The 25,638-nt window shown below is 71.4% G+C and carries 22 protein-coding genes; 13 read left to right on the top strand and 9 right to left on the bottom strand.

Going from position 1 to position 25,638, the window contains the following annotated elements; all coding sequences use genetic code 11:
* Nucleotides 1-76: 76 nt before the first annotated feature.
* The gene (locus tag ACIF83_RS41930; RefSeq protein WP_393475535.1) at nucleotides 77-1,939 is read right to left on the bottom strand and encodes an AAA family ATPase; all 1,863 of its coding nucleotides are present in this window, start codon (nucleotides 1,937-1,939) and stop codon (nucleotides 77-79) included.
* Between the two features lie 430 nt (nucleotides 1,940-2,369).
* Nucleotides 2,370-2,990, bottom strand: a complete 621-nt coding sequence (locus tag ACIF83_RS41925) for a uridine kinase (protein ID WP_393476575.1) — start codon at nucleotides 2,988-2,990, stop codon at nucleotides 2,370-2,372.
* A 254-nt stretch (nucleotides 2,991-3,244) separates the two neighbouring features.
* Here ACIF83_RS41925 and ACIF83_RS41920 point away from each other — a divergent pair, with 254 nt between their 5' ends.
* The 5 genes from ACIF83_RS41920 to ACIF83_RS41900 all read left to right on the top strand — a co-directional run bounded on the left by ACIF83_RS41920 (nucleotide 3,245) and on the right by ACIF83_RS41900 (nucleotide 8,351).
* Nucleotides 3,245-4,201: a hypothetical protein gene (locus tag ACIF83_RS41920; protein ID WP_393475532.1), complete on the top strand. Its 957-nt coding sequence runs from the start codon at nucleotides 3,245-3,247 to the stop codon at nucleotides 4,199-4,201.
* A 130-nt stretch (nucleotides 4,202-4,331) separates the two neighbouring features.
* Nucleotides 4,332-5,786, top strand: a complete 1,455-nt coding sequence (locus tag ACIF83_RS41915; protein ID WP_399735426.1) for an amino acid permease — start codon at nucleotides 4,332-4,334, stop codon at nucleotides 5,784-5,786.
* Between the two features lie 206 nt (nucleotides 5,787-5,992).
* The gene (locus tag ACIF83_RS41910) at nucleotides 5,993-7,369 is read left to right on the top strand and encodes a peptidase C39 family protein (protein WP_399735423.1); all 1,377 of its coding nucleotides are present in this window, start codon (nucleotides 5,993-5,995) and stop codon (nucleotides 7,367-7,369) included.
* Nucleotides 7,370-7,476: 107 nt separating this feature from the next.
* Nucleotides 7,477-7,617, top strand: a complete 141-nt coding sequence (locus tag ACIF83_RS41905) for an SCO1431 family membrane protein (RefSeq protein ID WP_386574949.1) — start codon at nucleotides 7,477-7,479, stop codon at nucleotides 7,615-7,617.
* Nucleotides 7,618-7,691: 74 nt separating this feature from the next.
* Nucleotides 7,692-8,351 carry a TetR/AcrR family transcriptional regulator gene (locus ACIF83_RS41900; protein ID WP_398141806.1) on the top strand — a complete coding sequence of 220 codons (660 nt, stop codon included), beginning with the start codon at nucleotides 7,692-7,694 and terminating at the stop codon, nucleotides 8,349-8,351.
* A gap of 53 nt (nucleotides 8,352-8,404) precedes the next feature.
* Here ACIF83_RS41900 and ACIF83_RS41895 read toward each other — a convergent pair whose 3' ends face one another.
* Nucleotides 8,405-9,649, bottom strand: coding sequence for a glycoside hydrolase family 18 protein (locus tag ACIF83_RS41895; protein WP_399735419.1), 1,245 nt, complete (start codon nucleotides 9,647-9,649; stop codon nucleotides 8,405-8,407).
* A gap of 332 nt (nucleotides 9,650-9,981) precedes the next feature.
* Between ACIF83_RS41895 and ACIF83_RS41890 the strand changes: the two genes are divergently transcribed.
* The 3 genes from ACIF83_RS41890 (at nucleotide 9,982) to ACIF83_RS41880 (ending at nucleotide 13,700) form a co-directional block, all read left to right on the top strand.
* A complete protein-coding gene (locus ACIF83_RS41890; RefSeq protein ID WP_393475518.1) occupies nucleotides 9,982-11,154 on the top strand; it encodes an acyl-CoA dehydrogenase family protein in 1,173 nt (390 codons plus the stop codon).
* Between the two features lie 342 nt (nucleotides 11,155-11,496).
* A complete protein-coding gene (locus tag ACIF83_RS41885; protein WP_399735415.1) occupies nucleotides 11,497-12,594 on the top strand; it encodes a hypothetical protein in 1,098 nt (365 codons plus the stop codon).
* A gap of 11 nt (nucleotides 12,595-12,605) precedes the next feature.
* Nucleotides 12,606-13,700, top strand: a complete 1,095-nt coding sequence (locus ACIF83_RS41880) for a phosphotransferase family protein (protein WP_393475513.1) — start codon at nucleotides 12,606-12,608, stop codon at nucleotides 13,698-13,700.
* A 21-nt stretch (nucleotides 13,701-13,721) separates the two neighbouring features.
* Here ACIF83_RS41880 and ACIF83_RS41875 read toward each other — a convergent pair whose 3' ends face one another.
* Nucleotides 13,722-14,159 (bottom strand): hypothetical protein, encoded by a 438-nt coding sequence (locus ACIF83_RS41875; RefSeq protein ID WP_393475510.1) that lies wholly within the window; start codon nucleotides 14,157-14,159, stop codon nucleotides 13,722-13,724.
* 234 nt (nucleotides 14,160-14,393) lie between these two features.
* Here ACIF83_RS41875 and ACIF83_RS41870 point away from each other — a divergent pair, with 234 nt between their 5' ends.
* The 4 genes from ACIF83_RS41870 to fxsA all read left to right on the top strand — a co-directional run bounded on the left by ACIF83_RS41870 (nucleotide 14,394) and on the right by fxsA (nucleotide 18,459).
* Nucleotides 14,394-14,834, top strand: a complete 441-nt coding sequence (locus ACIF83_RS41870; RefSeq protein ID WP_094220813.1) for an Lrp/AsnC family transcriptional regulator — start codon at nucleotides 14,394-14,396, stop codon at nucleotides 14,832-14,834.
* A gap of 52 nt (nucleotides 14,835-14,886) precedes the next feature.
* Nucleotides 14,887-16,497, top strand: coding sequence for an amidohydrolase (locus tag ACIF83_RS41865; RefSeq protein WP_393475507.1), 1,611 nt, complete (start codon nucleotides 14,887-14,889; stop codon nucleotides 16,495-16,497).
* 535 nt (nucleotides 16,498-17,032) lie between these two features.
* Nucleotides 17,033-17,827: a polyprenol monophosphomannose synthase gene (locus ACIF83_RS41860; protein WP_393475504.1), complete on the top strand. Its 795-nt coding sequence runs from the start codon at nucleotides 17,033-17,035 to the stop codon at nucleotides 17,825-17,827.
* Between the two features lie 77 nt (nucleotides 17,828-17,904).
* A complete protein-coding gene (gene fxsA / locus ACIF83_RS41855) occupies nucleotides 17,905-18,459 on the top strand; it encodes an FxsA family membrane protein (protein WP_399735410.1) in 555 nt (184 codons plus the stop codon).
* 147 nt (nucleotides 18,460-18,606) lie between these two features.
* Here the strand turns inward: fxsA and ACIF83_RS41850 are convergent, their stop codons facing one another.
* From ACIF83_RS41850 to ACIF83_RS41835, 4 genes are all read right to left on the bottom strand, one after another.
* A complete protein-coding gene (locus ACIF83_RS41850) occupies nucleotides 18,607-18,981 on the bottom strand; it encodes an RNA polymerase-binding protein RbpA (protein WP_009187548.1) in 375 nt (124 codons plus the stop codon).
* Between the two features lie 278 nt (nucleotides 18,982-19,259).
* The gene (locus ACIF83_RS41845) at nucleotides 19,260-20,606 is read right to left on the bottom strand and encodes an MFS transporter (protein WP_393475499.1); all 1,347 of its coding nucleotides are present in this window, start codon (nucleotides 20,604-20,606) and stop codon (nucleotides 19,260-19,262) included.
* Between the two features lie 61 nt (nucleotides 20,607-20,667).
* Nucleotides 20,668-21,435 carry a glycerophosphodiester phosphodiesterase gene (locus tag ACIF83_RS41840; protein WP_393475497.1) on the bottom strand — a complete coding sequence of 256 codons (768 nt, stop codon included), beginning with the start codon at nucleotides 21,433-21,435 and terminating at the stop codon, nucleotides 20,668-20,670.
* Nucleotides 21,432-22,049: a YitT family protein gene (locus tag ACIF83_RS41835; RefSeq protein ID WP_393475494.1), complete on the bottom strand. Its 618-nt coding sequence runs from the start codon at nucleotides 22,047-22,049 to the stop codon at nucleotides 21,432-21,434. Before ACIF83_RS41835 ends, ACIF83_RS41840 begins: the two co-directional genes overlap by 4 nt.
* A 237-nt stretch (nucleotides 22,050-22,286) precedes the next feature.
* On the opposite strand from ACIF83_RS41835, the gene ACIF83_RS41830 reads away from it, so the two are divergent.
* On the top strand, nucleotides 22,287-23,795 hold the full coding sequence (locus ACIF83_RS41830) for a PLP-dependent aminotransferase family protein (RefSeq protein WP_398141626.1): 1,509 nt from the start codon (nucleotides 22,287-22,289) through the stop codon (nucleotides 23,793-23,795).
* A gap of 223 nt (nucleotides 23,796-24,018) precedes the next feature.
* Here ACIF83_RS41830 and ACIF83_RS41825 read toward each other — a convergent pair whose 3' ends face one another.
* A complete protein-coding gene (locus ACIF83_RS41825) occupies nucleotides 24,019-25,608 on the bottom strand; it encodes a hypothetical protein (protein WP_399735403.1) in 1,590 nt (529 codons plus the stop codon).
* Nucleotides 25,609-25,638 lie beyond the last annotated feature (30 nt).

Genomic DNA, 25,638 nt, shown 5'->3' with positions numbered 1-25,638 from the left:
CCGGACCGGTCGCGCCCACGCGGCGGAGCCGCACAGCGAAACAGCCCCCGCGCCCCTTCGGAGCGCTCGGCTGTGCCTACATGGCCGACGGATCGTGCGGTCCCCGTCCCGACAGGACCTCTCCATAGGCCTGCATCAGGTCGGGCAGTCGCAGCGTCGCCAGGTCCGCCCGGGACAGCACCCCCGGATACGTCGACAACCGCAGATCCCGGTACGCGCAGCTCTTCTCGTACAGCGTGCGCAGAAACCGGCCGTTCCCCAGCTCGTCGATCCACCCCTGGTCGACCACATGCCCGGCGATGGACCGCAGCTCCTCCAGCGCCTCCTCGTCCCACAGGTCCCCGTTCTCCGCCGCGAGCACCTTGCCGATCTCGGTGAGCTCCAGCGGCCGGTAGGAGGGGAAGTCCACCCGGGTGGTGAAACGGGAGGAGAGCCCGGGGTTCGCGGCGAGCAGCCGGTCCATGCCCTCGGGATAGCCGGCGAGGATCACCACCAGGTGGTCCCGGTTGTCCTCGGCCCGCTTCAGCAGCACCTGCAGCGCCTCGTCCCCGTACGCGTCCCCCTTGCCGTACCCGGAGTTCGACAGCGAGTACGCCTCGTCCACGAAGAGCACGCCGCCGATCGCGGAGTCGATCAGCTCGTTGGCCTTCACGGCCGTCTGCCCCAGATACTCGCCGACGAGATCGGCCCGCTGGGCCTCCACGAGGTGGTCGCCGCCGAGCAGACCGAGCGCGTAGAACACCCGGCCGAGGATCCGGGCGACCGTGGTCTTGCCGGTCCCCGAAGGACCCGAGAACACGAAGTGCCGCTTGGGCGGCTGTACCGGCAGCCCCTGCCCGGCCCGCAGCCGCGCCATGTTCAACTGCGCGGACAACGCCTTGACCTGGCGCTTGACCGGCTCGAGACCCACCATGCGCTCCAGCTCTGCGAGCGCCTCCTCGAGTAATGCGGCGTCGGTCGGCCCCGCCGGAAGGGGCGAGGACGGCATCCCGCTCTTCGCCCGCACCGTCGGATCGGAGACCGACGGCACCGGCCCGGTCGGCAGGTCCGGGTCCGAGAGCCTCAGGTCGCGCCCCTCGGTGCCGAAGAGCGGGTCGAGCGTGTCCGGGCCGTCCATGGCGTCCGCACCGGCACCGGTCAGGGTGATCGCCGCGAGGTCGGCCGGATCGTCGTACCCGTCGCCCTCGGCGATCGCGGCCAGCCGGGCCGAGGTGTCCATGAAGGCCGGGTCGACCCGGTGCACCGCGCGGTACAACGGCATGGCCGCGGCGCTGCGCCCGGTTCCCTCGTGCGCCCGCGCCAGCCAGTACCGCAGCTCCTTGCGCTGCGGCTGCTCGCTGCGGCAGCGCATCAGGGCCGCCGAGAGCAGCGGCTCGGCCTGGCCGTACATCTCCAGCCGGACCCGGGCCATGCCGCCGAACAGCCCCGCCTCGATGCCGAGCAGGGGATCGTCGAGCAGCGGATCGGTGTGCCGGACCAGCTGGTCCCAGTCCTTGACGAGATAGGCGCGGCAGGCGTGCAGGAAGCGGACCTGCGGGTCGGTGTCCACCGGGGGCAGCCCGGCCAGCGCCCGGTCCAGCTCCGGGACGTGCCGGCCGTCCAGCCAGTGCGAGGCGTGCGCCAGCAGCAGATCGCGGGGGCTCTCCAGCACCGGCTGCACCCACCAGCCCAGCCAGTACCAGGAGTTGAGGGTCCGCCGGTGCCGGGCGCGCTGCTCCCCGAAGCGGTCCCGGTGCCGGAACATTCTGAGCAGCGCTGTCGTCGTGTCGACCCGCAGCGCGTGCAGCCCGAGCCAGGCGTCCGCCATCCCCGGGTCCATCCGCGCCGCGGCGCGGAACTCCTCCTCCGCCTGCGGATAGGCACCCATCGTGTAGGCGTCCACGCCTCGCAGCCAGGCGAGGTCGGCCGGGGCCTCGGGGCCCTGCGTGCCGAAGTCCATCACGTCCCCCACAAACCGTGCCCCCGTTGGTTCACCGCCGGGCAGTCGCCCGACGGCCGCCGCGGTCGAACCGCCGTGCCGCGGACCGGAGTTGCAGGTGCGCGAGGCAGCCGCTCGAAGGTCGCACCGAGGGCATCGTACCCGTGGGACGACCGCGCACCGAAGGGTGCAGCACGGGCCGTTCGACGAGGTGGGAGCAGACGGGGCGCACACGGGACGGTGACCGAGGGTGAGCGGATCGGTGCGCGGGGCGCCCGGAAAACGGGCCGCGGGCAGAACGAAGCCCCCGATCACGGGGGAACAACCGGGGGCTTCGCGTATGTGGGCGGCTCCGAATGGCCGCACATTGAGAACGTAAGACCTGTACGGTCCCCGGGTCAAGCGCCCTCGATGCACTCAAAGAAGTTCGCCCGCAAGGGTCTTCACAAGTTCAGCACACTGCGGACGGGTCATCACCCTGGGTGACCGTACGGTCCGGTTCAGCGGTCCTCGCGGGCCCCGGCAGTACCGCGTACCCCTGCGGCGTCTGGCGCACCAGGAGATCGGCATGGGGGCGCGAGGGGTCGGCGGCGAAGTGCGCGTGCTCCGCCTCGACCCACCCGGCCCAGAACTCCCGCTGCTCCTCACCGTCCCGCAGCCGGCCCCGTGCCCAGGACTCCTCGCGAGGCAGTTCCATCCACAGCAGCTCGGCCAGATACGGCCGCAGGGCCCGGCGGCCGGCGCCGACCCCCTCGATCACGACGACGGGAGAGGGCGGCAGCGGGAGCGGCGGGCCGAACGCGCGGGCGCGCCAGTCGTAAGGGGTGTAGTGCGCGCTCTCGCCGTGCGAGAGGGGGCCGATCACCTGGGCCAGGAGCCGGTCGGTCCAGTCGAAGAGCTGCTCGTGACTGGCGATGTCGTCCAGGTGCAGCACGGGCGCCCCGCCGAGCGCGGCGGCCAACCGCCCGGCGAAGGTGGACTTTCCGGAGCCTGCGTGCCCGTCGACGGCGATCAGCCGGACCGGCCCCACGGAGGGGGGAAGCCCGCGCAGCCGGGCGGCGAGGTCGTGAATGGTGATTCCCGAGGTGTGGTGCGGTGTGGGGTGTTTTCCGGAAACAGTCTAGTAGCGGCCCATAGCGACTGGACCAATCGGGTGGCCGAAAAAGTCACCCCTTGAACCACTGGCTGACCGCCGGTCAATCGAAAGGATTAACATTCCCGGCCCGTTGACCGGTATGTGAAACCCGGCGTTCCCGGTGCGCCGAATGCTGAGTAAGGTGCCTGGTGCACAACTGCGATGCGTCGGACGGGGACGGACAGGGGGACATGGTCGCGGAGTTATTCGAAGGGCACTATGTATGGCATCCGGCGGCCGACGACCGTGTCCTGGCGAGCGTATGTGTCGATGTGCGCGCCGGCCGTTATCGATACGCGTCCGAGGCCCTCGCCGAGACGCGTTCCGACTTCGCCCTGCGCGCCCACCGCTCGCTGGTGCTGGCCTCCGAGGCGGCCGACACCGACCTGGTGGAACGCTGGCTCGCCGAGGAGCCGACCCCCGAGGCGGCGCTGATGTGGGCCCGGGTCGCGGTGCAGCGCGCGACGCGGGCCGCCGACGCGCGCGACGAGCGCGCCGAGGCGCTGGAGCGGATCGCGCTGACCGCCTGCGACCGGGCGGCCGCCATGGCCCCCGACGACCCCACCCCCTGGGTCGCCAAGCTGGCCATGGCCCGGCTGCACCGGCTGCGCGACCCCGCCCCGCACGGTCTGCTCACCGCCCCGCCCGGACCCTGGCGGCTGTTCGCGCACATCCTGTCCCTGGATCCGTGGCACCGCGAGGGCCACCACCGCTTCCTGTCGTGCTTCTTCACCCGCCACGGCGGCTCGGTCAACGCGGCCTGGGACGTCGCCGCCTTCCTCAGCCAGCGGGCGCCCGCCGACTCCGCCCTCCGGCTGCTGCCGCTGGTCGCCCTGGTGGAGAGCTACAACCCCACCCAGCTGCTCGCCGACCGGGTCTGGGAACAGCCCCAGTGGCGCTCCACCGCGCTGGCGATCTACCAGAACTGGCTGCCCGCGGCGGCCGGTTACCGCTTCACCCCGGTGCTCGACCTGGCCTACCTCGCGCACGCGCTGGTGATGGCCCAGCGCGAGTTCGAGGCCCGGGCGGTCTTCACGGCGATGGGGCCGTACGCCTCGCGCATGCCCTGGAGTGCCTTCGGTGACCCCGCCGAGCAGCTCTCCCGGGCCCGGCGCTCCTGCGGCCTGCCCGTTCCGGGAGCCGCCTGACCCCGCACGTGCTCTGTCCCCCCACCGAGAGAAAGGCAGATCTGTGTCCGAACGGATATCGACTCCACGGGCGAAGGCTCGTGGGGGAGAGGCCCCGGTCGTCATCGACGACGACGCGACCCTGCATGCGATGGGTTATCCCCGGAAACTCACCCGGCGTTTCCAGGCGTTCGACAATTTCGCGATCTCCTTCACCATCATCAATATTCTTTCGGGTATTTTCTCGTCCTTCGGATACGGAATGAATGCGGGCGGCCCCCGCATTCTCGTGTTCGGCTGGATCGGCGTGTCCGTCATGGTGCTGTTCATCGGCGCGGCAATGGCCGAGGTCGCCTCCGCCTATCCGACGAGCGGTGCGCTGTATTTCTCGGCGGGTAAACTCGCCAAGCGGCACAAGGGTGCCTGGTCCTGGTTCACCGGCTGGCTGAACTTCGTGGGCCAGATCGGCGGCACCGCTGCCACCGGCTATGCGGCGGCCACCTTCATCCAGGCTTTCATCGCCCTGCAGTGGACCTCGTACCGGCCCACCGTGCACCAGACGGTCCTGATCACGGCTGTGATCATCGTGCTGCAGGGCCTCGCCAACACGTATACCGTCCAGCTCGTCGCCGTGCTGAACCGGATTTCCGTGTGGTGGCTGCTGATCGGACTCGTGGTGATCGTGAGCACACTCATCGTGATGCCCGACCATCATCAGCCGGCGTCCTTCGTGACGCATTTCGAGAACAACACCGGCTTCACGAACGGGCTTTACGGCGGCATGCTCGGGCTCCTGGTCACCAGCTGGACCTTCACCGGGTTCGACGGCAGCTTCCACATGTCCGAGGAAACGGTCCGCGCGACGGTGAACGCACCGCGGGGGATCACCCGCTCCATCGGCTATTCGGCGATCACCGGACTGATCCTGATGCTTGCACTGGTCTACAGCATTAGCGACTACGGCAAGGTGGCGGGTTCCTCCGCGCCGCCCGTCCAGATTCTCATCGACGGCCTCGGACTGGGCACTGCCAAGGTGATGCTCCTCATCGTCATCGGCGCGATGCTCTTCTGCGGCCTCGCCAACCTCACCAGCAACACCCGGCAGATCTTCGCCTTCTCCCGGGACGGCGCCATGCCCGGCTCGCGCCTGTGGCACACCGTCTCTCCGCGCACCCGTACGCCCGTGAAGGCCGTGTGGCTCGCGGTGGCCTGCTCGCTCGCCCTGGTGGTCCCGGGCTGGTGGTCGCACACGGCGTTCACCGCGATCGTCAGCGTCAACGTGGTGGGACTCTTCCTCGCCTACGCCGTGCCGATCTTCCTGCGGCTGCGGCTCGGCGACGAGTTCCAGCCGGGCCCCTGGCACCTGGGCCGCTGGGGCAGGCCGATCGGCTGGCTCGCGGTGATCTGGGTCGGGCTCAGCAGCGTCCTGTTCATGCTGCCGCAGGCCTCGCCGATCACCGTCGACTCCTTCAACTACGCGCCGATCGCGCTGGCCGTCGTCCTGGTCGTGGCCACAGTGTGGTGGTTCGCCACCGCCCGCCGCCGCTTCCAGGGTCCGGTCAGCTACGGCCGCCCCGACGAGGTCGCCGCGATGGACCTCGTCTGACCCGCACCGACCACGGCCCCGGCGCACGGCACTCCGTCCGCGCCGGGGCCGTCGTGCACCCCCTGCGAGTCGTTTCAGTGGCCCAGACCAATATTGGTGGCGCGCCATGCACGGAAGTGCTGGCAGGGGCATGCCGTCTCCTCCATAGTTGGCGCACAACCACACCGGACCAGGAACGACTCGGATACTTGGGGGTAACCGAGCCCATGAGCAGAACCCAGCAGCCGTCCCGCCGCACCGTCCTCACCGCCGCCGTGGTCGCCGCGGTCGCCTCCGGGACCGTACCCGCGGCAGCCGCCACCGCGAAGGCGCCCGCCGCCGACGCGGACGACCCCGCCCAGTTGCCGTCGGCCCGTCCCATCGACTACCACGCCTGGACCACCTACCACGACTGGCGCTGCGGCACCGCCGAGGGTGTCCGCGCAGTCTCCGGCCTTCGCCCCGGCGTCGAGATCGGCACCGCCGCCGGCCGCACCGACTACACCGACCCGCACACCGGCACCACCGCCGGGTGGGAGTTCGCGACCTGGACCTCCCCGGTCCACCGGCTCGCCGTGCCCGCGACGGAGGTCGTCGCCTCCTGGAACGCGCACACCCCCGACGGCACCTGGCTCCAGGTCGAGCTGCGGGGCACGTACTCCGACGGCACCGACACGCCCTGGTACGTGATGGGCCGCTGGGCGTCCGGGGACCAGGACATCAAGCGGACCTCGGTGGACGGCCAGAAGGACGGCAAGAGCACGATCTGGACCGACACCTTCGCCATCGACGACACGAGCACCGGCCTGCGGCTGGCCTCGTACCGGCTGCGCCTGACCCTCTACCGCCGGCCGGACACCCGGCTCACCCCGACCGTCTGGCGGCTGGGCGCCATGGGCTCCGACATCCCCGACCGCTTCACCGTGCCGGCCTCCACTCCCGGGCTCGCCGGGGAACTGGGTGTCCCGCGCTACTCGCAGGAGATCCACAAGGGTCAGTACCCGGAGTACGACAACGGCGGCGAGGCCTGGTGCAGCCCCACCTCCTCGCAGATGATCGTCGAGTACTGGGGCGGCCGGCTCACCTCCGAGCAGCTGTCCTGGGTCGACCCGTCCTACGCCGACCCGCAGGTGGACCACGCGGCCCGCTTCACCTACGACTACCAGTACCAAGGGTGCGGCAACTGGCCCTTCAACGCCGCCTACGCGGCCACGTTCAAGGACCTCCAGGGCGTGGTCACCCGGCTCGCCTCGCTCACCGAACTGGAGACGTTGATCGAGGCCGGTGTCCCGGCCATAACGTCCCAGTCCTTCCTGAAGACCGAGCTGACCGGAGCCGGGTACGGCACCTCGGGTCACCTGATGACGGTGATCGGCTTCACCGCGGACGGCGATGTGATCGCCAATGACCCGGCCTCGGCCGACGACGCGGCGGTACGGCGGGTCTACCTGCGGCGCGAGTTCGAGAACATCTGGCTGAGGACCAAGCGGTACAACGCCTCCGGCAAGGTCGTCTCGGGCACCGGAGGGGTCTGCTACCTCTACTTCCCGGCCCACCCGAACCCGCGCCAGCGCAAGGCGCTCGAGGCGGTGGGGGTCTGCTGACCCGGCCCATGTGAGCAACGTCTCCGCCGCAAACGCCGTCGCGGGTGGCAAGGTGGACAAATGGGTGGGGGGATTCCACTCCGTACGTCCGAACTCTGCGAGAAACCATGACCGCACAGCAGGCCACCGCCACCCGCGTCCGCACCGGCGGCCCCCAGGAAGACGGCCCGAAGATCCTCGAGCACGTCATGGGCTGGGTGCTGGTCGCGGTGATCGCGATGCTGGTGACCCAACTCGGCCTGCTCTGACCCGGCTCCTTACGCGATCGGCATGTTCTGACATACTGCGGATGTCCCGCCGACCGCCTAGACCAGGGTCGAAATTGAATATGCGTCAACAGCGTGCCGCCGTCCGTCCCCGGGCGCGCGGCACCGAGCGCTCTGTGGCGCGTCGCGCCGAACTCATCGCCATCGGGCGGAAGCTGTTCGCCGACACGTCCTACGACGCGCTGTCCATGGACGACATCGCCCGGCAGGCGCATGTCGCCAAGGGGCTGATCTACTACTACTTCCAGTCCAAGCGCGGGTACTACCTGGCGATCATCCAGGACTCCGTCGCCGACCTGGTCACCTTCGCCGCGAGCGGCCTGGAACTGCCCGCCGTGGACCGCGTCCACCGCACCGTCGACAGCTACCTTCGCTTCGCCGAGCACCACCAGGCCGCCTACCGCACCATCGTCAGCGGCGGGGTCGGCTTCGACACCGAGGTGCACGCCATCCGGGACGGTGTGCGCGAGGCGATCATCGACACCATCGCCGAAGGCGCGTACGGCCGCAGCGACATCGCCCCGCTCGCCCGCATGGGCCTGCTCTCCTGGGTGTGCAGCGTCGAGGGGGCCACCCTCGACTGGATCGACCGCCCCGCACTCTCCCGCGACACCATGCGCGACCTGCTGGTGAAGACGCTCGGCGGATCCCTGCGCGCCGTGGAGGAACTGGACCCGTCCTACCCGGCCCCGCCCCCGGCCCGCCGCGGCGCCTGACGGCGAGGAGCGGAGGCTCGTGGTCCTCCGCTCCAGGCCCCCCTGCTCCGGGGCTAGTTGATCGCCTTGATCAGCTCACCGTTCGCGGTGTCGCCGCTCAGCTCCCAGAAGAAGGTGCCGCCGAGGCCCTGCTGGTTCTTGTACGTCATCTTCGTGCCGATGGTCGCCGGGGTGTCGTAACTCCACCAGTTGTTGCCGCACTTGGCGTAGGCCGTGCCGCCCACCGTGCCGGTCGCGGGACACTTGCTCTTGAGCACCTTGTAGTCGTCGATGCCCTGCTCGTACGTCCCCGCCGCCGGGCCCGTCGCCGTGCCGCCCGGCGCCGCCTGCGTGACCCCGGTCCAGCCGCGCCCGTAGAAACCGATGCCGAGCAGCAGCTTGGCGGCGGGGATGCCGAGGCCCTTCAGCTTCGCGATGGTCGCCGAGGTGTAGTAGTTCGCCTTCGGGATGCCCGAGTAGGAGTTCAGCGGGGAGTGCGGGGCGGTCGGGCCGGTCGAGTCCCAGGCGCCGAAGTAGTCGTACGTCATCGGGTTGTACCAGTCGACGTACTGGGACGCGCCCGCGTAGTTCGCCGCGTCGATCTTGCCGCCGCTGGTGGCGTCGGCGGTGATCGCCGCGGTGACCAGGCTGCCGGAGCCGAACTTCGACCGCAGGGCGGCCATGACGTTCTTGAAGGCCTCCCGGCCGCTGGTGTCGCACGTGTTGCCGCAGGCGTTCGGGTACTCCCAGTCGATGTCGATGCCGTCGAAGACGCCCGCCCACTTGGAGTTCTTCACCAGGTCGTAGCAGGACTGGGCGAAGGCGGCCGGGTTCTTCGCTGCCTCGCCGAAGCCGCTGGACCAGGTCCAGCCGCCGAAGGACCACAGGACCTTCAGGCCTGGGTGCTTCTTCTTCAGCTTCAGCAGCTGGTTGAAGTTGCCGCGCAGCGGCTGGTCCCAGGTGTCGGCGACGCCGTCCACGGACTCGGCGGCGGTGTAGGCGCGGTCGGTGGCCGCGTAGGAGTCTCCCATGGCGCACTTGCCGCCGGTGACGTTGCCGAACGCGTAGTTGATGTGGGTCAGCTTGGCCGCGGAGCCGGAGGTCTCGATGTTCTTGACGTAGTACTTGCGGTCGTAGGTGCCCCATTCGGTGAAGTAGCCGACGACCTTGGAGCCGGCCTTCAGCTGGACAGCGACCGGTGCGGCCGCGGTGGCGGTGCCCGCCCCGGCCAGCAGACCGGCTCCGAGGGCGGCGGAACAGGCGGCGGCGACCAGCGCCCGGAACCGGGTGCGGTGGCGGTGGCGGTGGGGAGTGTGCATCGGGTGGCTCCTCGTGGGGGAGAGGGGAACGCGCGCCGATTGGCATGAACGCGGTAAAGCGTTGGTCATGCACAGTAGGAGGACTAGACCACTGCGTCAATGGTTCGGACCAATATCAGGGGTGCGGAGAGTTCCGATTGGATTCTTGAAGTAAGCGGTCGTTAACTGGTGACGGGAGGCCGCTGATCGGGCATACTCACGGCACAGAGCCGCTGGTCAGCCGCTTCCGAGACCCGGGAGCGGGCGCCTTCGGCGAACCGGAACGACCAGGCGGAGCCGCCCCACCCACGGCGCATCCGCTGATGTGCCCGAACAGGGAGGAGACCGACGCCATGTCCGACCGCGACCCGCAGCCGGTGGAGCGTCAACTGCCCACGGAAGAGGCGAGGGATCTGCTCGCGCTCGTCCGTGAGATCGCGCAGCGTGAGATCGCGCCGAAGGCGGCCGAGGAGGAGGACGCCGGACGCTTCCCGCGCGAGGTCTTCACCCTGCTCTCGGAATCGGGCCTGCTGGGCCTGCCGTACGACTCCGAGTACGGAGGCGGTGACCAGCCCTACGAGGTCTACCTCCAGGTCCTGGAGGAGCTGGCCGCGGCCCGCCTCACCGTCGGCCTCGGCGTCAGCGTGCACACGCTCGCCTCCTACGCCCTCGCCGCCTACGGCACCAAGCAGCAGCAGGTCGAGCACCTGCCCGCGATGCTCGGCGGCGGCCTGCTCGGCGCCTACTGCCTCTCCGAGCCGTCCTCCGGTTCGGACGCGGCCTCCCTGCGCACCAAGGCCGTCCGGGACGGCGACGACTGGGTGATCACCGGCACCAAGGCCTGGATCACGCACGGCGGGATCGCCGACTTCTACACCGTGATGGCTCGCACCGGCGAGGACGGCTCGCGCGGGATCAGCGCCTTCCTGGTGCCGGGCGACGCCGAGGGGCTGAGTGGCGCGGTGCCCGAGAAGAAGATGGGCATGAAGGGCAGCCCGACCGCCCAGGTCCACTTCGACGGTGTGCGGGTCTCCGGCGACCGGCGCATCGGGGAGGAGGGTCAGGGCTTCTCGATCGCCCTGTCCGCGCTCGACTCGGGGCGGCTCGGCATCGCGGCCTGCGCCATCGGCGTGGCCCAGGCCGCGCTGGACGAGGCGGTCGGCTACGCCACCGAGCGCCGGCAGTTCGGCCGCCCCATCGCCGACTTCCAGGGTCTGCGCTTCATGATCGCCGACATGGCGACCCAGATCGAGGCCGGCCGCGCGCTGTACCTCGCGGCCGCCCGGCTGCGCGACGCGGGCAAGCCGTTCGCCAAGCAGGCGGCCATGGCCAAGCTGCACTGCACCGACACGGCGATGAAGGTCACCACGGACGCCGTGCAGATCCTCGGCGGCTACGGCTACACCGCCGACTTCCCGGCCGAGCGCTACATGCGCGAGGCCAAGGTCCTGCAGATCGTCGAGGGCACCAACCAGATCCAGCGGATGGTCATCGCCCGTCACGTGGCAGGGTCGGAGGGCCGCTGAACTGCCCGCTGCGGACCGTCGGGGCCGCCAGTCTGACCCACTCCGGGTCGTGGCGGCCCGGCAGGGTGCGGCCCCGGTCCTCCCAGGCGCGCATCAGGTCGCGATAGATGGGGGGGTCCTGCGGCGCGGGTGGCGGAACCGATTCTGCAGGACGGGGCACGAAGACGCGGCGCTGACGCCCGGTGGCCCAGTACGTGACGGTCATGCCTGGGGAACGCGACGGACACCGGGCAGGTCACGGCCGGGCGGAATCGAGCGCGAGTTCACGGGCGTCCGGTTCCGGCTCTGGCCTCGGCTAAGTATCTGACGTACCGTCAGCGGACCGTCTCCCAGGGGGTGTCCGTGGCCGACGACCGTCCCGTACCGCTCGACGAGTACCCCGTCCACCAGGTGCCGCTGTCCATGAAGCACGTGGCGACGGGGGACCGGAACGCCTACGACCGCTGCATCTTCCACGTCTTCGACCACACCGGCCGCGCCCTGCTCATCCTCGGCCTCGGCGTCTACCCCAACCTGGGCGTGATCGACGCCTACGCGACCCTCCGCACCGGGGACACCCTGCACGCCGTCCGTGCCTCGGACGCGCTCGGCGAGGACCGGATGCGGCTCGCCGTCGGCCCGCTGCGCATCGAGGTCCAGGAACCGCTGAGGCGGCTGCGCCTGGTCTGCGAGGACGAACTGTCGTACGACCTCACCTGGACCGCGGCCTTCCCGGCCCTGTGGGAACCCCACCACCTCCAGCGCCGCGGCGACCGGCTGACCCTGGAGGGGCGCAGATTCGTCCAGGCGGGCACGGTGACGGGCGTGATCAGGGCGGGCGGCGCGGAGTTCGAGGTCTCCTCGGAGGGCTGGACCGGCACCCGGGACCGCAGCTGGGGTGTGCGGCCGGTGCCGGGGGAGGAGGGCGGACGGCTCGCCGAGGACCACCCGACCGAGGGCTTCCACTGGATCTGGTGCCCGGTCCGCTTCGAGGACCGCTTCCTGATGGTCATCACCCAGGAGGACGCCGACGGCCACCGCTCCCTGAACGACGCCTCCCTGCTCCGCCCCGGCCACCGCGACCGCCAACTGGGCTGGCCCCAGACCGAGATCACCTACCGCTCGGGCACCCGCCACCCCGAGCGCGCGGTCATCCACCTCGGCGACCCGCGCAAACCGCTGGAGCTGGAGGCGGAGATCCTGGCCTCCTCGCCGCTGGCGGTAGGCGCGGGCTATCCGCCGGCGGACGACTGGCAGCACGGAACCTGGCAGGGCAGGGGATGGGTCGACCGTCGTACCTACGACATGGCGCCGCCGCACCCCCTCGCCGCCTACGGCGTCACCGACCACTCCGCCCGCTTCCGGATGGACGGACGGACGGGCTACGGCATCTTCGAGCACGGTTCGTTCGGCCGGCACGACCCGAGCGGCTTCACGGGCTTCGACTCGGTCGCGCCCTGAGGGAGGACGAGATGGCCACGGCACCGCGTCCGCGCACCAGCACCCGCGACCCCGAGGACCTCACCCGGCGCCTCACGGCCTGGCTCGGCACCCGGCTGCCCGGGGCCAAAGCCGTCGGCGTCACCGTTCCGGCCTCCAACGGGATGTCCAGCGAGACCCTGCTGTTCGACATCGAGCACCCCCGACCACCCCTGCGTTCCTGCGCGTTGCGGCTCGCGGCGGACCCGGCGGCGTACACCGTCTTCCCGGAGTACGACATGGCCCGCCAGTACCGCACCCTGCGACTCGTGGCCGACCGCACCGACGTTCCGGTGCCCCGGGTGCTGTGGCTGGAGGAGGACCCGGAGCCGCTCGGGGCGCCGTTCTTCGTCATGGAACGGGTGGCCGGACGGGTGCCGCCGGATGTCATGCCGTACACGTACGAGGGGAGTTGGCTGCACGCGGCGGGCGACGCGGAGCGCGAGCACCTGGAGGCCGCCACCGTCGCTCTGCTCGCCCGGCTGCACGACCAAGTCCCTTTGGACGAAGCTGATTTCCTCGCCCTGCCGGGCGAAGGCGAGGCCCTGCGGCGGCATGTGACGGCCCAACGGGCCTACTACTCCTGGGTGGTCGACGGGCTCGCCCGCTCGCCCCTGATCGAGGCCGCGTTCGACCGGCTGGAGCAGCTGTGGCCGCGCGAGCCCGGCACACCCGTCCTCAACTGGGGCGACGCACGGATTGGGAACGTCGTCTACGACGGCTTCGAGCCCGTTGCCGTCCTCGACTGGGAGATGGCGGCCCCCGCCCCGCGCGAGGTGGACCTCGGGTGGACCGTCTACCTGCACCGCTTCTTCCACGACCTCACGGTCGCCTCCGGACAGCGCGGACTGCCCGACTTCCTGCGCCGCGACCGCGTCGAGGCCCGCTACACCGGACTGACCGGCCACACCCCGCGGGACATGGAGTTCTACACCCTCTACGCGGCGCTGCGGCACGCGATCGTCATGCTGCGCGTCGCCTACCGCCAGGCGTACTTCGGAGAGGTCGCCGTCCCGGCGGACCCGGACACGCTGATCCTGCACCACGGCAGTCTGCGCGCCATGGTGCAGGGCAGCTACTGGGATTGAGCCGGGCCGGTCCGCGGGGACTCAGGCGGCCTGGCGACGCATCTCCGGTACGCGCATCGGGCGCGAGCCCGGGCCGCCGACGTGCGAGAAGGGCTGCGTCCGCCAGTTCAGACCCTGGGGGAGCGTGAGCAGCAGGGCCGTGTCCTGCTCCTGCGGCTCGTAGGACTCGTCCGCGGGACGGGCGTCGGCCGCCTCACGGCCCGTGCCCGCGCAGACCGTGAGCCCGAACGGGTTCCACGGCGAGGCGCACAGCGCGTGCTCCGGGAGGATCTCCTCGTCCGCCAGGAGCGCGATCGGCTGGGCGCAGTCCGGGCAGATCACCCGGTACATCTCGAAGGTGTCGTAGGCGTCGAGCTCCTCGGCCTCGAGGGCGTCGGGTTCGACGCCCTCCGGCTCGGGCTCGACCACCGGCTGCTGTCGCTTGGACGCGGAACGACCAGGGCGCTTGAGACTCTGCATGGGTTTCTCCCCCTAAGGCTGGGCCGTGAAGGCGCTGCGGCCTCGACCACAGCAAGCACTTCCCGTCCGCTCTCGGCGGTAATCACGAGAACATCACGGAGCCCGTTCGAGTGCTGTGGCGTTCGTCACATGCCGCGCGCAGGTGCCCGGTGCGGTCCTTTTTGTGCCGGAGCGGGTGTGACCTGCGTTGCTGAGCTATCCGAGGAGATCAACCGCACTGTAGGTTTTGGCGCCATGGAGGAGCTGGACCGTCAGATCGTGCAGCTGCTCGTCAAGGACGGGCGGATGAGCTACACCGACCTGGGCAAGGCCACGGGCCTGTCCACATCGGCGGTGCACCAGCGGGTGCGCCGGCTCGAACAGCGTGGTGTCATCCGCGGCTATGCCGCGGTGGTCGACCCCGAGGCCGTCGGGCTGCCCATGACGGCGTTCATCTCGGTGAAACCCTTCGACCCCAGCGCCCCCGACGACATCTCGGACCGCCTCGCCGGCGTCCCCGAGATCGAGGCCTGCCACAGCGTCGCCGGCGACGAGAACTACATCCTCAAGGTGCGCGTGGCCACCCCGCACGAACTGGAGGAACTGCTCGCCCGGGTCCGCACCCTGGCCGGCGTCTCCACCCGCACCACCGTCGTGCTGTCCACCCCCTACGAAGCGCGTCCCCCGAAGATCTGAACCGGCCGCCCCGGTGCCCCCGGTCTCCCGTGCACGCGAGAGACTGTGGGGCATGAGCGAGCAGCCCGCCGACCCCAAGACCGTCCTCCTGCGCCGCGGGGAGGTCCACAGCCCCGCCGACCCCTTCGCCACCGCGATGGTGGTGGAGCGCGGCCAGGTCGCCTGGGTCGGTTCCGAGGGCGCCGCCGACGCCTTCGCCGACGGCGTGGACGAGGTGGTCGACCTCGACGGCGCCCTGGTCACCCCGGCGTTCACCGACGCCCATGTGCACACCACCGCCACCGGTCTCGCCCTGACCGGCCTGGACCTGTCCGACGCCCCGTCCCTGGAGGCGGCCCTCGCACTCGTCCGCGACTTCGCCGCGGCCCGCCCCGACGACCGGGTCCTGCTCGGCCACGGCTGGGACGCCGCCCGCTGGCCCGGCGGCCGCCCGCCGACGCGCGCGGAACTCGACGCGGTCACCGGTGGCCGCCCGCTGTACCTCTCCCGCATCGACGTCCACTCGGCGGTCGTCACCTCGGCACTGCTCGACCTCGTGCCCGGTCTCGGCCCGGTGGACGGCCCGCTGACCGCCGACGACCACCACGCCGTGCGCGAAGCCGCCCTCGCCGCCATCACCCCCGCCCAGCGCGCCGAGGCCCAGCGCACCGCCCTCGCCCACGCCGCCTCCCTCGGTATCGGCTCCGTGCACGAGTGCGGCGGCCCGAAGATCTCCTCCGAGGACGACTTCACGGACCTGCTCGAGCTCGCCGCCCAGGTGCCGGGGCCGCGCGTCATCGGCTACTGGGCGGAACAGGGCGATGAAGGCGTGGCGAAGGCCCGCGCACTGGGCGCCCACGGCGCCGCAGGCGACCTCTTCGTGGACGGCGCCCTCGGCTCGCACACCGCCTGCGTGCACCAGCCCTACAGCGACGCGGCCCACACCGGCACCGCCTACCTGGACGCCGACGCGGTCGCCGCCCATGTCGTCGCCTGCACCGAGGCCGGGCTGCAGGCGGGCTTCCACGCCATCGGCGACGCCGCCGTCGACGCGGTCGTGGAGGGCATGCGCGCAGCCGCCGAGAAGGTCGGCCTCGCCCGCGTCCGCGCCGCCCGGCACCGCGTCGAGCACGCCGAGATGCTCACCCCCGAGACCGTCGCCGCCTTCGCCGAGCTGGGCCTGATCGCCTCGGTCCAGCCCGCCTTCGACGCCCTGTGGGGCGGGGAGGACGGCATGTACGCCCACCGCCTCGGCGCCGAGCGGGCCCGCACCCTCAACCCGTTCGCCGCCCTGCTGCGCGCCGGTGTGCCGCTCGCGTTCGGCTCCGACAGCCCGGTCACCCCGCTCGACCCCTGGGGCACGGTCCGTGCCGCCGCGTTCCACCGGACCCCGGAGCACCGGGTCTCCGTACGCGCCGCGTTCACCGCACACACGCGCGGCGGCTGGCGGGCCATCGGCCGCGACGACGCGGGCGTCCTGGTGCCCGGCGCGCCCGCCGACTACGCCGTATGGCGAACCGACGAACTGATCGTCCAGGCTCCCGACGACCGCGTGGCCCGCTGGTCCACCGACCCGCGCTCCGGCACCCCCGGCCTGCCCGACCTCACACCGGGCCGTGACCTGCCGGTCTGCCTGCGCACCGTCGTGGGCGGACGGACGGTGTTCGTACGGCCGGGCGAGTGATCTCCCGGGGTGGCGCGGTGGTGATCGTTCCCCGCCACGGCGTCGCCCGACCTGCGAATCCTCTGGGTTCACCACGGTCGGGTGGGTAACAGTGCAGGTCAGACGGTTGTTGACAGTCGACGGCCGGGGGCCGGTAGGTTCGGCCGAGTCCACCACCGGACGCCCGACCGGGGAGTGTTCGCGCACTCGTCGCAGCGCCGCTGGGTCAGGGACGGTGTGCCGCACCGGGGCACCGTCACTGGGAGCCAGGCTCAGCGCCCGCGCCGACGAGGGAACGTTCCGGCCGGTCGGCAAGGTGTGACCCGGGTGGGGCCCGGGCGCTCAGTAGACAACGGCTTTCGGTCGTCCCGCAGCCAGCGGGGCCCAGGTCGGCCCGAAGGGCGCCGGGCCCCCATCCGTCGCGGCACGCAGGTGCCGAAAAGTATGCTCTTACCCCACTCTTGTGGAATCGACACCAGCGTACGAACGAGAGGGCACGTCATCCCAGGCCGCGGCCACTATGGTGGACGCCTGCGTACGACATGAAGGGGCAGCAGTGAACGACGGCGACGGGACCCTCGCGGCCAAGGCCCAGGGGAGGCAGTTCGGTCCGCTCGGCACGGCCTTGGTGATCATCCCGACCTACAACGAGGCGGAGAACATCAAGACCATCGTCGGCCGGGTACGCAAGGCCGTCCCCGAGGCGCACGTCCTGGTGGCGGACGACAACAGCCCCGACGGCACGGGCAAGCTGGCCGACGAGCTGGCCGCCGAGGACGACCACGTCCAGGTGCTGCACCGCAAGGGCAAGGAGGGCCTGGGCGCCGCCTACCTCGCGGGCTTCCGCTGGGGCCTGGAGCACGGGTACGGCGTGCTGGTCGAGATGGACGCCGACGGCTCCCACCAGCCCGAGGAACTGCCCCGGCTGCTCACCGCCCTCAAGGGTGCCGACCTGGTGCTCGGCTCGCGCTGGGTGCCCGGCGGCCGGGTGGTGAACTGGCCCAAGTCCAGGGAGTTCCTCTCGCGCGGTGGCAGCACCTACTCGCGCCTCATGCTCGACGTGCCGATCCGTGACGTGACCGGCGGCTACCGTGCGTTCCGCCGCGAGACCCTCGAAGGGCTCGGACTCGACAAGGTCGCCTCGCAGGGGTACTGCTTCCAGGTCGACCTGGCCCGGCGCGCGGTCAAGGCCGGCTACCACGTCGTCGAGGTTCCCATCACCTTCGTGGAGCGGGAACTCGGCGACTCCAAGATGAGCCGGGACATCGTCGTGGAGGCGCTGTGGCGGGTCACCGCCTGGGGCGTCGGCGAGCGCGTCGGCAAGCTCACGGGCAAGGACAAGCAGGCCTAGGGCCTGTCCGCGGCTCCGCAGCTGCGGCTGATCGTCCCCTTATCCCGCACTGAGCCGCGTCCAGGCACACTGGGAGCATGACGACTGGCGTTCCCACCTCTCCGTCCACCGCCCGGCCCCGGCGCTCCCGGCTGCGCAGGTATCTGCCGCTGGGGATCGCCGTGTGGCTGGTGCTGGAGATCTGGCTGCTGACGCAGGTCGCCGGCGCGGCGGGCGGTCCCACCGTGTTCCTGCTCCTGGTGGCGGGCTTCGCCGCCGGCTCCGTGGTCATCAAGCGGGCGGGGCGGCGCGCCTTCCAGAACCTCAACGAGGCGCTGCAGCGTGGCGGGTCGCCGACGCGCGGCGGCGGCAACGGCCTGATGATGCTCGGCGGCCTGCTGCTGATGATCCCGGGCCTGATCTCCGACGCGGCCGGCCTGCTCCTGCTGCTCCCGCCCGTCCAGAAGGCCGTGAGCCGCTTCGCGGAGCGCACCCTCGACCGGAGCCTGCGCAAGGCCGCCCCAGGCACCCTGGGCGACGCCTTCCAGCAGGTCCGCATCCACCGCCCCGACGGCAAGGTGGTGCAGGGCGAGGTGATCAGGCAGGACACCAGCCGGGAGCCGGGGGAGCAGTGGCCGCCCCTGACCCGCTGAGTGAGGCTCGGCCGTGCGGCTGAGCCGAGAGCTCGGCCGTGAGGTCGTCTCCGGGCTGCACCGCACGCAGGTGTCTTCGGGCAGCACGAAACCGCGGGCGCCGTACGTCTTCACGTACGGCGCCCGCGGTTTCTCGCGTGTCTCGCGTTACGCGCTCTTGCGGCTGTCTCGCGGGTGAACGGCGATGTTCATCGCCCCCGAGCGCAGAACCGCCAGGCGCTCCTCGAGGACCTCTTCGAGCTCCTCACGGGTGCGCCGCTCCATCAGCATGTCCCAATGGGTACGCGCGGGCTTGGCCTTCTTTTCCTCAGGGCCGTCGCCGTCCACCAGGAGTGCCGGGGCCCCACAGACCTTGCACTCCCACTCCGGCGGGATCTCCGCCTCGACCGAGAAGGGCATCTCGAAGCGGTGCCCCTTCTCACATGCGTACTCCACGGCCTGGCGCGGAGCCAGGTCGATACCGCGGTCCGTCTCGTAGCTGGTCACTACGAGGCGCGTACCGCGAAGAGCTCGCTCACTCATGAATCGTGCCTCCCGGGCTTGTCGCCCACAGGACAGGTGTCGCTGTCGTCGTCATCCGGTCAACGTCCGGTCGGCGGTAAAGATTCCCGTTCCGAGTCCCGTTCCGGGTCATGCGTCGCCGTCGTAGCCGCCCCTTGTTCTACCCACAGGCGCCCGGTTTGTCACATCTGCTAGCAGATGTCACCCAGCGTTTCGGCATCTTTGACGCGCAGTAACGGTACGCCTGGCAGGCCAAACGCGTACACTACCGCCCTTTCGCGTCGAGCGCTAAATCGTTCCTAGATCCTTTCCGGAACCGGGTTGCCTGCCTCGCCGATCGCCCGCCGCACCGGAACCCTCGCGAGCAGGACGAAACCGATGACGAAGAAGGCCACCAGCGAGATGATCGCGGAGCGATAGCTACCGGTCAGCTGGTAGGTCACCCCGAACAGCAGCGGGCCGAGCCAGCTCATCCCGCGGTCGCTCATCTCGTACGCGGAGAAGTACTCGGCCTCCTTGCCCGGCGGCACCAGATGCGAGAACAGCGACCGGGACAGCGCCTGGCTGCCGCCGAGGACCAGTCCGATTCCGGACGCCAGCACGAAGAACCACACCGGTGCCCCGGCGGGCAGGAAGTAGCCGGCCCCCAACGTGACCGTCCAGGCCACCAGCGAACCGAGGATCGTCCGCTTCGCCCCGTAGGCCCGGGCCAGTCGCCCCATCCCCAGCGCACCCGCCACGGCCAGCACCTGCACCAGCAGCACCGCGCCGATGAGCGTCGACTGCCCGAGTCCCAGCTCCTCGGAGCCGTAGACCGAGGCCTGGGAGATCACCGTCTGGATGCCGTCGTTGTAGATGAGGTACGCCAGCAGGAAGGCGAGCGTCAGCGGATGCCTGCGCATGTCCCGGACGGTCGCCGTGAGCTGCCGCAGCCCGGGGGCCGTCGCACGCTCCACGCGCGCGTGCCGGTCGCGCAGCCTGCTGAGCGGTACGAGCGTGAAGGCGCCCCACCACAGTCCGGCCGAGGCCAGGCAGACGCGGACCGCGGCCGTCTCGGAGAGGCCGAAGGAGTCGTGCGCCGAGTACAGGACGAGGTTGGCCACGAGGACCAGGGAGCCCGCCGCGTAGCCGAAGGCCCAGCCCCGGGAGGAGATGGCGTCGCGCTCCTCGGGCGGGGCGATCTGCGGCAGGTAGGAGTTGTAGAGCATCATCCCCACGGACTGCGCGGCGTTCGCCACGATGAGGAGCACCCCGCCGAGCAGATAGCGGTCGCCGTCGAGGAAGAACATGCCCGTCGTCGCGGCCGCCCCCGTGTACGCGGCCGCCCCGAGCAGGGGTTTCTTCCGGCCCGTGCGGTCCGCCGCCGCGCCCACCAGGGGCATCAGGACGACGGCCACGATCACCGACAGGGACACCGAGTAGGCGAAGAAGGAGCCCGCCCGGACCGGTATCCCCAGCGGATGCACATAGCCGTCGGCGTCGGCGGCCTTCTCGGCCACCGCGGTGAGGTACGGGCCGAGGAAGACGGTCAGGACGGTCGTCGAATAGACCGAGCACGCCCAGTCGTAGAAGTACCAGCCACGCTGCTCGCGCCGCAGCCCCGCGGCCTCGTCGGCCGCCTGTGTCCGCACGGTCTCGGTGCCCACCCGTGCCCTCGCTTCCCCGCAGAAGTGCCGTGCGAAGGCGCGGCCCGGTCGCCCCGGGTGCTCAGACCCAGACGCCGCGGTCCTCCATGACCTTGCGCAACGTGTCGATGTGATCGGTCATGATGCCATCGACACCGAGGTCCAGGAGCCGGTGCATCCGCTCCGGTTCGTTGATCGTCCACACGTGCACCTGCAGCCCGAGCGCGTGGGCGGCGCGGACGAAGCGCTCGTCGACCACCGGGACGCCCGACTGGGCCTCCGGAACCTGCGCGGCGACCGCGGAACGGCGCACCGAGGCGGGCAGCCCCCAGGAGCGCAGCCGCAGACTGAGCACTCCGCGCGTGCCGAACGAGGTGGCCAGGCGCGGCCCGGCCAGCCGCTGCGCCCGCAGCACCCGCGCCTCGGAGAAGGAGCCCACGCAGACCCGGTCCCAGGCGTTCGTGCGCTCGATCAGCTCCAGGAAGGGCCGCAGCGCCGGCTCCGCCTTGAGATCCACGTTCCAGCGGACCTCGGGGAAGGTCTCCAGCAGTTCCTCGAAGAGCGGTACGGGTTCCCGTCCTCCGACGCGCGCGTGGGACACGTCCTGCCACGGCAGGTCGGCGATGCGGCCCGCGCCGTCGGTGACCCGGTCGAGCGTGCCGTCGTGGAAGGCGACGAGCTTGCCGTCCGCCGTCGTGTGGACGTCGGTCTCGATGTACCGGTAGCCCAGGTCGACCGCGCGCCGGAACTGCGCCACGGTGTTCTCCAGCCCGTCGGCCGCCCCGCCGCGGTGGGCGAAGGCGATGGGGCCCGGGTGGTCGAGATAGGGGTGGCGTATCGCGGTGGTCACGGACGCAGTATCGCCCCTTCCGGTTGCCCGGTGGCAACGATTGTGCTGCGCCCCGGTGCCGAAGGGGCGGCGAAGACGCGCAGGAAGAACTGGGCGAGCGGGCCGATGGACAGCGCGTACAGGACGGTGCCGATGCCGACGGTGCCGCCGAGGGCGAAGCCGGTCGCGACGACGGTGACCTCCACGACGGTGCGGATCAGCCGGATGGAGCGGCCCGTGCGCCGGTTCAGCCCGGTCATCAGGCCGTCGCGCGGGCCCGGCCCGAAGTCGGCGGAGATGTAGAGGCCGGTCGCCATGCCGTTGAGCAGGACGCCCGCGAGGAGAAGGGGCACCCGGACCGCAAGGGAGTGCACGTCCGGGAGCGCGGCCAGGGTGGCGTCCATGGCGAAACCGATCACCAGGACGTTGGAGACGGTGCCGAGCCCGGGACGCTGCCGCAGCGGGATCCACAGCAGCAGGACGGCCGCCCCCAAGATCGTCAGGACCAGCCCCATGCTGAGCCCGGTGAGTTCGGCGAGCCCCTGGTGCAGGACGTTCCAGGGCTCGAGCCCGAGACCCGCCTTCACCAGGAGCGCGGAGCTCGCGCCGTACAGCGCGAGCCCCGCGTACAGCATGAACAGACGTCGGCCGGGACGACTGGATCCGGAACGACTGGATCCGAGACGACTGGATCCGAGACGACTGGGTCCGAGACGACTGGGTCCGAGACGACTGGGTCCGAGACGACGGGGACGACTGGGAGTGGACACGAAATACCCCCCTGGGTGGTGGCGGTGGCCTGATGCATGTCACTCTGTGGCTTGGGATGAAAACCCATCCATGGCCAATTCGGGGAAGGTGGACTGATCGTCATGGCGCAGTGGACCTCAGCGGTGGGGGCCGCGCAGCTCGCCCGGCTGCTCACCTCCCAGCAGGACCGCCCGGCAGGCCCCGGCACGCGCCGGCCGCCCGCCTACCGCGCCCTCGCCGACGGCATCCGGCTCCTCGTGCTCGAGGGCCGCGTGCCCGTGGCCGCCCGGCTCCCCGCCGAGCGCGAACTGGCCCTGTCCCTCTCCGTCAGCCGTACGACGGTCGCGGCCGCCTACGAGGCCCTGCGCACCGAGGGTTTCCTGGAGTCCCGGCGCGGCGCCGGCAGCTGGACCGCCGTACCGGCGGGCAATCCGCTTCCCGCGCGCGGACTCGAGCCGCTGCCCCCGGAGGCCCTCGGCTCAGTGATCGACCTGGGCTGCGCCTCACTGCCGGCCCCGGAGCCGTGGCTCACCCGTGCCGTGCAGGGGGCGCTGGAGGAACTGCCGCCGTACGCCCACACACACGGCGACTACCCGGCCGGACTGCCCGCCCTGCGCGCGATGATCGCCGAGCGCTACACCGCGCGCGGGATCCCCACCATGCCCGAGCAGATCATGGTGACGACCGGCGCGATGGGCGCCATCGACGCGATCTGTCATCTCTTCGCGGGCCGCGGTGAACGCATCGCCGTCGAGTCGCCGTCCTACGCCAACATCCTCCAGTTGATGCGGGAGGCGGGCGCGCGACTCGTGCCCGTCGCCATGGCCGAGGGGCTGACCGGCTGGGACGTGGACCGCTGGCGCCAGGTCCTGCGCGAGGCCGCGCCCCGGCTCGCCTACGTCGTCGCCGACTTCCACAACCCGACGGGCGCCCTCGCCGATGAGAACCAGCGGCGCCGCCTGGTGGACGCGGCCCGTTCGGCCGGGACCGTCCTCGTGGCCGACGAGACGATGACCGAGCTGTGGCTCGACGACTCGTTCGGCGAGGGCGCGATGCCGCGCCCCGTCTGCAGCTTCGACCCGGCGGGCTCCACCGTCGTCACGGTCGGCTCGGCCAGCAAGGCGTTCTGGGCCGGCATGCGCATCGGCTGGGTGCGTGCCGCCCCGGACGTGATCCGCAGCCTGGTCGCGGCACGCGCGTACGCCGACCTCGGCACCCCTGTGCTGGAGCAGCTGGCCGTGAACTGGCTGTTCAGCACGGGCGGTTGGGAACAGGCCGTCGCCCTGCGGCGGAGCCAGGCCCGCGAGAACCGGGACGCCCTGGTGGCCGCGGTGCGCCGCGAACTGCCCGACTGGGAGTTCGAGATCCCCCAGGGCGGTCTGACCCTGTGGGTCCGGGCGGGTGGCCTCTCGGGCTCGCGGCTCGCCGAAGCGGGGGAGCGGGTCGGCGTCCGCGTCCCCTCCGGCCCGCGCTTCGGCGTCGACGGCGCATTCGAGGGCTACCTCCGCCTCCCGTTCACGGTCGGCGGAGCGGTGGCGGAGGAGGCGGCTGCGCGCCTTGCGGCGGCGGCGCGTCTGGTGGAGACGGGGGCGACCGGTGGCGCCGAGGCGCCCCGTACGTTCGTGGCGTAGGTGAGTCGGTCGCTCCGAGTTCGGCTGCGGGCGCGTGGTGGCTGGTCGCGCTGTGCCCCGCGCTCCTCGGGAGGTGCAGCTCCGTCGGCTCCGGGGCCGCTGTAGACACCTGCGTAGCTGCGGGCAGTCGTGCCGCTGGGGCGACGGGAGAGGGTGGGCACAGCGGTGCCCGGCCGGCGCGGGTGAGCGGGCCTGCCCCCGCCCAACCGCAGCTGACGGTCGCCTACGAACTCTCGGCGGCCATTGCCTCCGCAGCCAGCGGTTCCGTCTCAGGTACGGACTCGGCAGGAGTCGTCCGCGGCGGCAGCAACTCCAGCACCGCCTGCCGGTCGGCATCGGTGGTCGCGTCGTCGTAAGGGTCGGGAGTCGACGGCACCTGAAGCCGATGCACCGGCCCCGACCCGAGCCGCGCATGCCCCCGCCCCGGCGGCACCTGCGCCGGCGTCGTCGTGCGCGCCCGCACCCCCAGCACCGCCTCCACCTGCTCAGGCGTCGCAGGCCCCAGCACGACACGCGCGCGTGTGTGCTGCCGTACCCCCTCGCTCAACGCATCCACCCCGTCGAACTGTTCGGCCACGGCCACGGTCACGTTCGCCGCGCGGCCGTGCCGCAACGGCATCTGGAGGAGGGCCTGCGGATCCTTGCGGCCGTCCGCCGCCATGAGGTGGGTGAAGACGCTCGGCCGGTCCAGCAGGATCCACAGCGGGCGTCGGGTGTCCTCGGGCGGCGCGTCGCCCGCCTGCCGGGCACGGTTGATGGCGATGAGCCGCCGCTCGGTCTCCTGCGCGGCCCACTCCAGGCTGGCCAGCGCCCCGGCCGGCGCGCATTCCACGGCCAGCACGCCGTCCCGTCCGATCAGACAGGCGTACTCGCCGGTGCCGCCGCCGTCGACGATCAGTACGTCGCCGTGCTGGAGCGCCTGCAGGGCGATCGAGCGCAGCAGGGTCGAGGTGCCGCTGCCGGGGTGGCCCATGGCCAGCAGGTGCGGCTCCGTCGAGCGGACGCCGGTGCGCCAGACGACCGGCGGGACGTCGCGCTGTTCCTCTCCGTAGGAGAGGGGAAGCGTCCGCTGGACCTCGCTCGGATCGGTGAACCCGAGCACGGTCTCGCCCGGCGCGGTGACGAAGCGCTGGGCGGCGATGTCGGTGGGCAGCGGGGCGAGGACGGTCACCGTCAGCCGGTTGCCCTCCTCGTCCCACTCGAAGTGGTACTCACGGCCCCGCCCGGCCTTCGCGGTGAGCAGTTGCTCGATCCGCGCGCGGGCTGCGGGCTCGCCGTCCGGGAAGTAGGCGGGGTAGCGGATCACGAGATGACCGAAGCGCCCGCCGTCGTCGAACTCGTGTGCGTCGAAGGCCTTCTCCCACTCCCCGCCGTGCGCGTACAGCGGCGCCGGGTCCTCGGTGGTGGAGAAGTAGGGCACCAGTGCCTCGTACAGGGACTGGAGCCGTTCGGTCTGGGACTCGTCCGGACCTTCGGGGGCCGGCGGGGTGCGGTCGCGGCCCTGCCAGGCCGCCGCCGCCATCAGGGTGATGGCGGCGAGCAGCGGTCCGTACGGCACCATCGCCACGAACAGGACCACGGAGGCCGCCAGGAACAGCAGCGGCCCACGCTTGTCCTTGGGTGTCTCGGCCCACCTGCGCCGCCCGGCCGAGGCCAGCCGGCGCAGCCCGCGAGAGATGGTGATCAGCGGGTGGAGGACGTCGGTGGCGCTGTCGGCCGCCGTCCGGGCCAGCTCCCGGCTCCGGGCGATCTGCATCCGGGCGATCTGTGCGCTGTCTTTGCTCAGAATGCGGGGGAGAGGGCGCCGGGCCACTGCTGTCTCCTGTTGGTGCGTACGGGCGGG

This window comes from Streptomyces sp. NPDC085866, from assembly GCF_044541035.1.
GTDB lineage: Bacteria > Actinomycetota > Actinomycetes > Streptomycetales > Streptomycetaceae > Streptomyces.
Note: the sequence above shows the minus strand (reverse complement) of the source record. Positions and strands in the feature narration are given on the sequence as shown.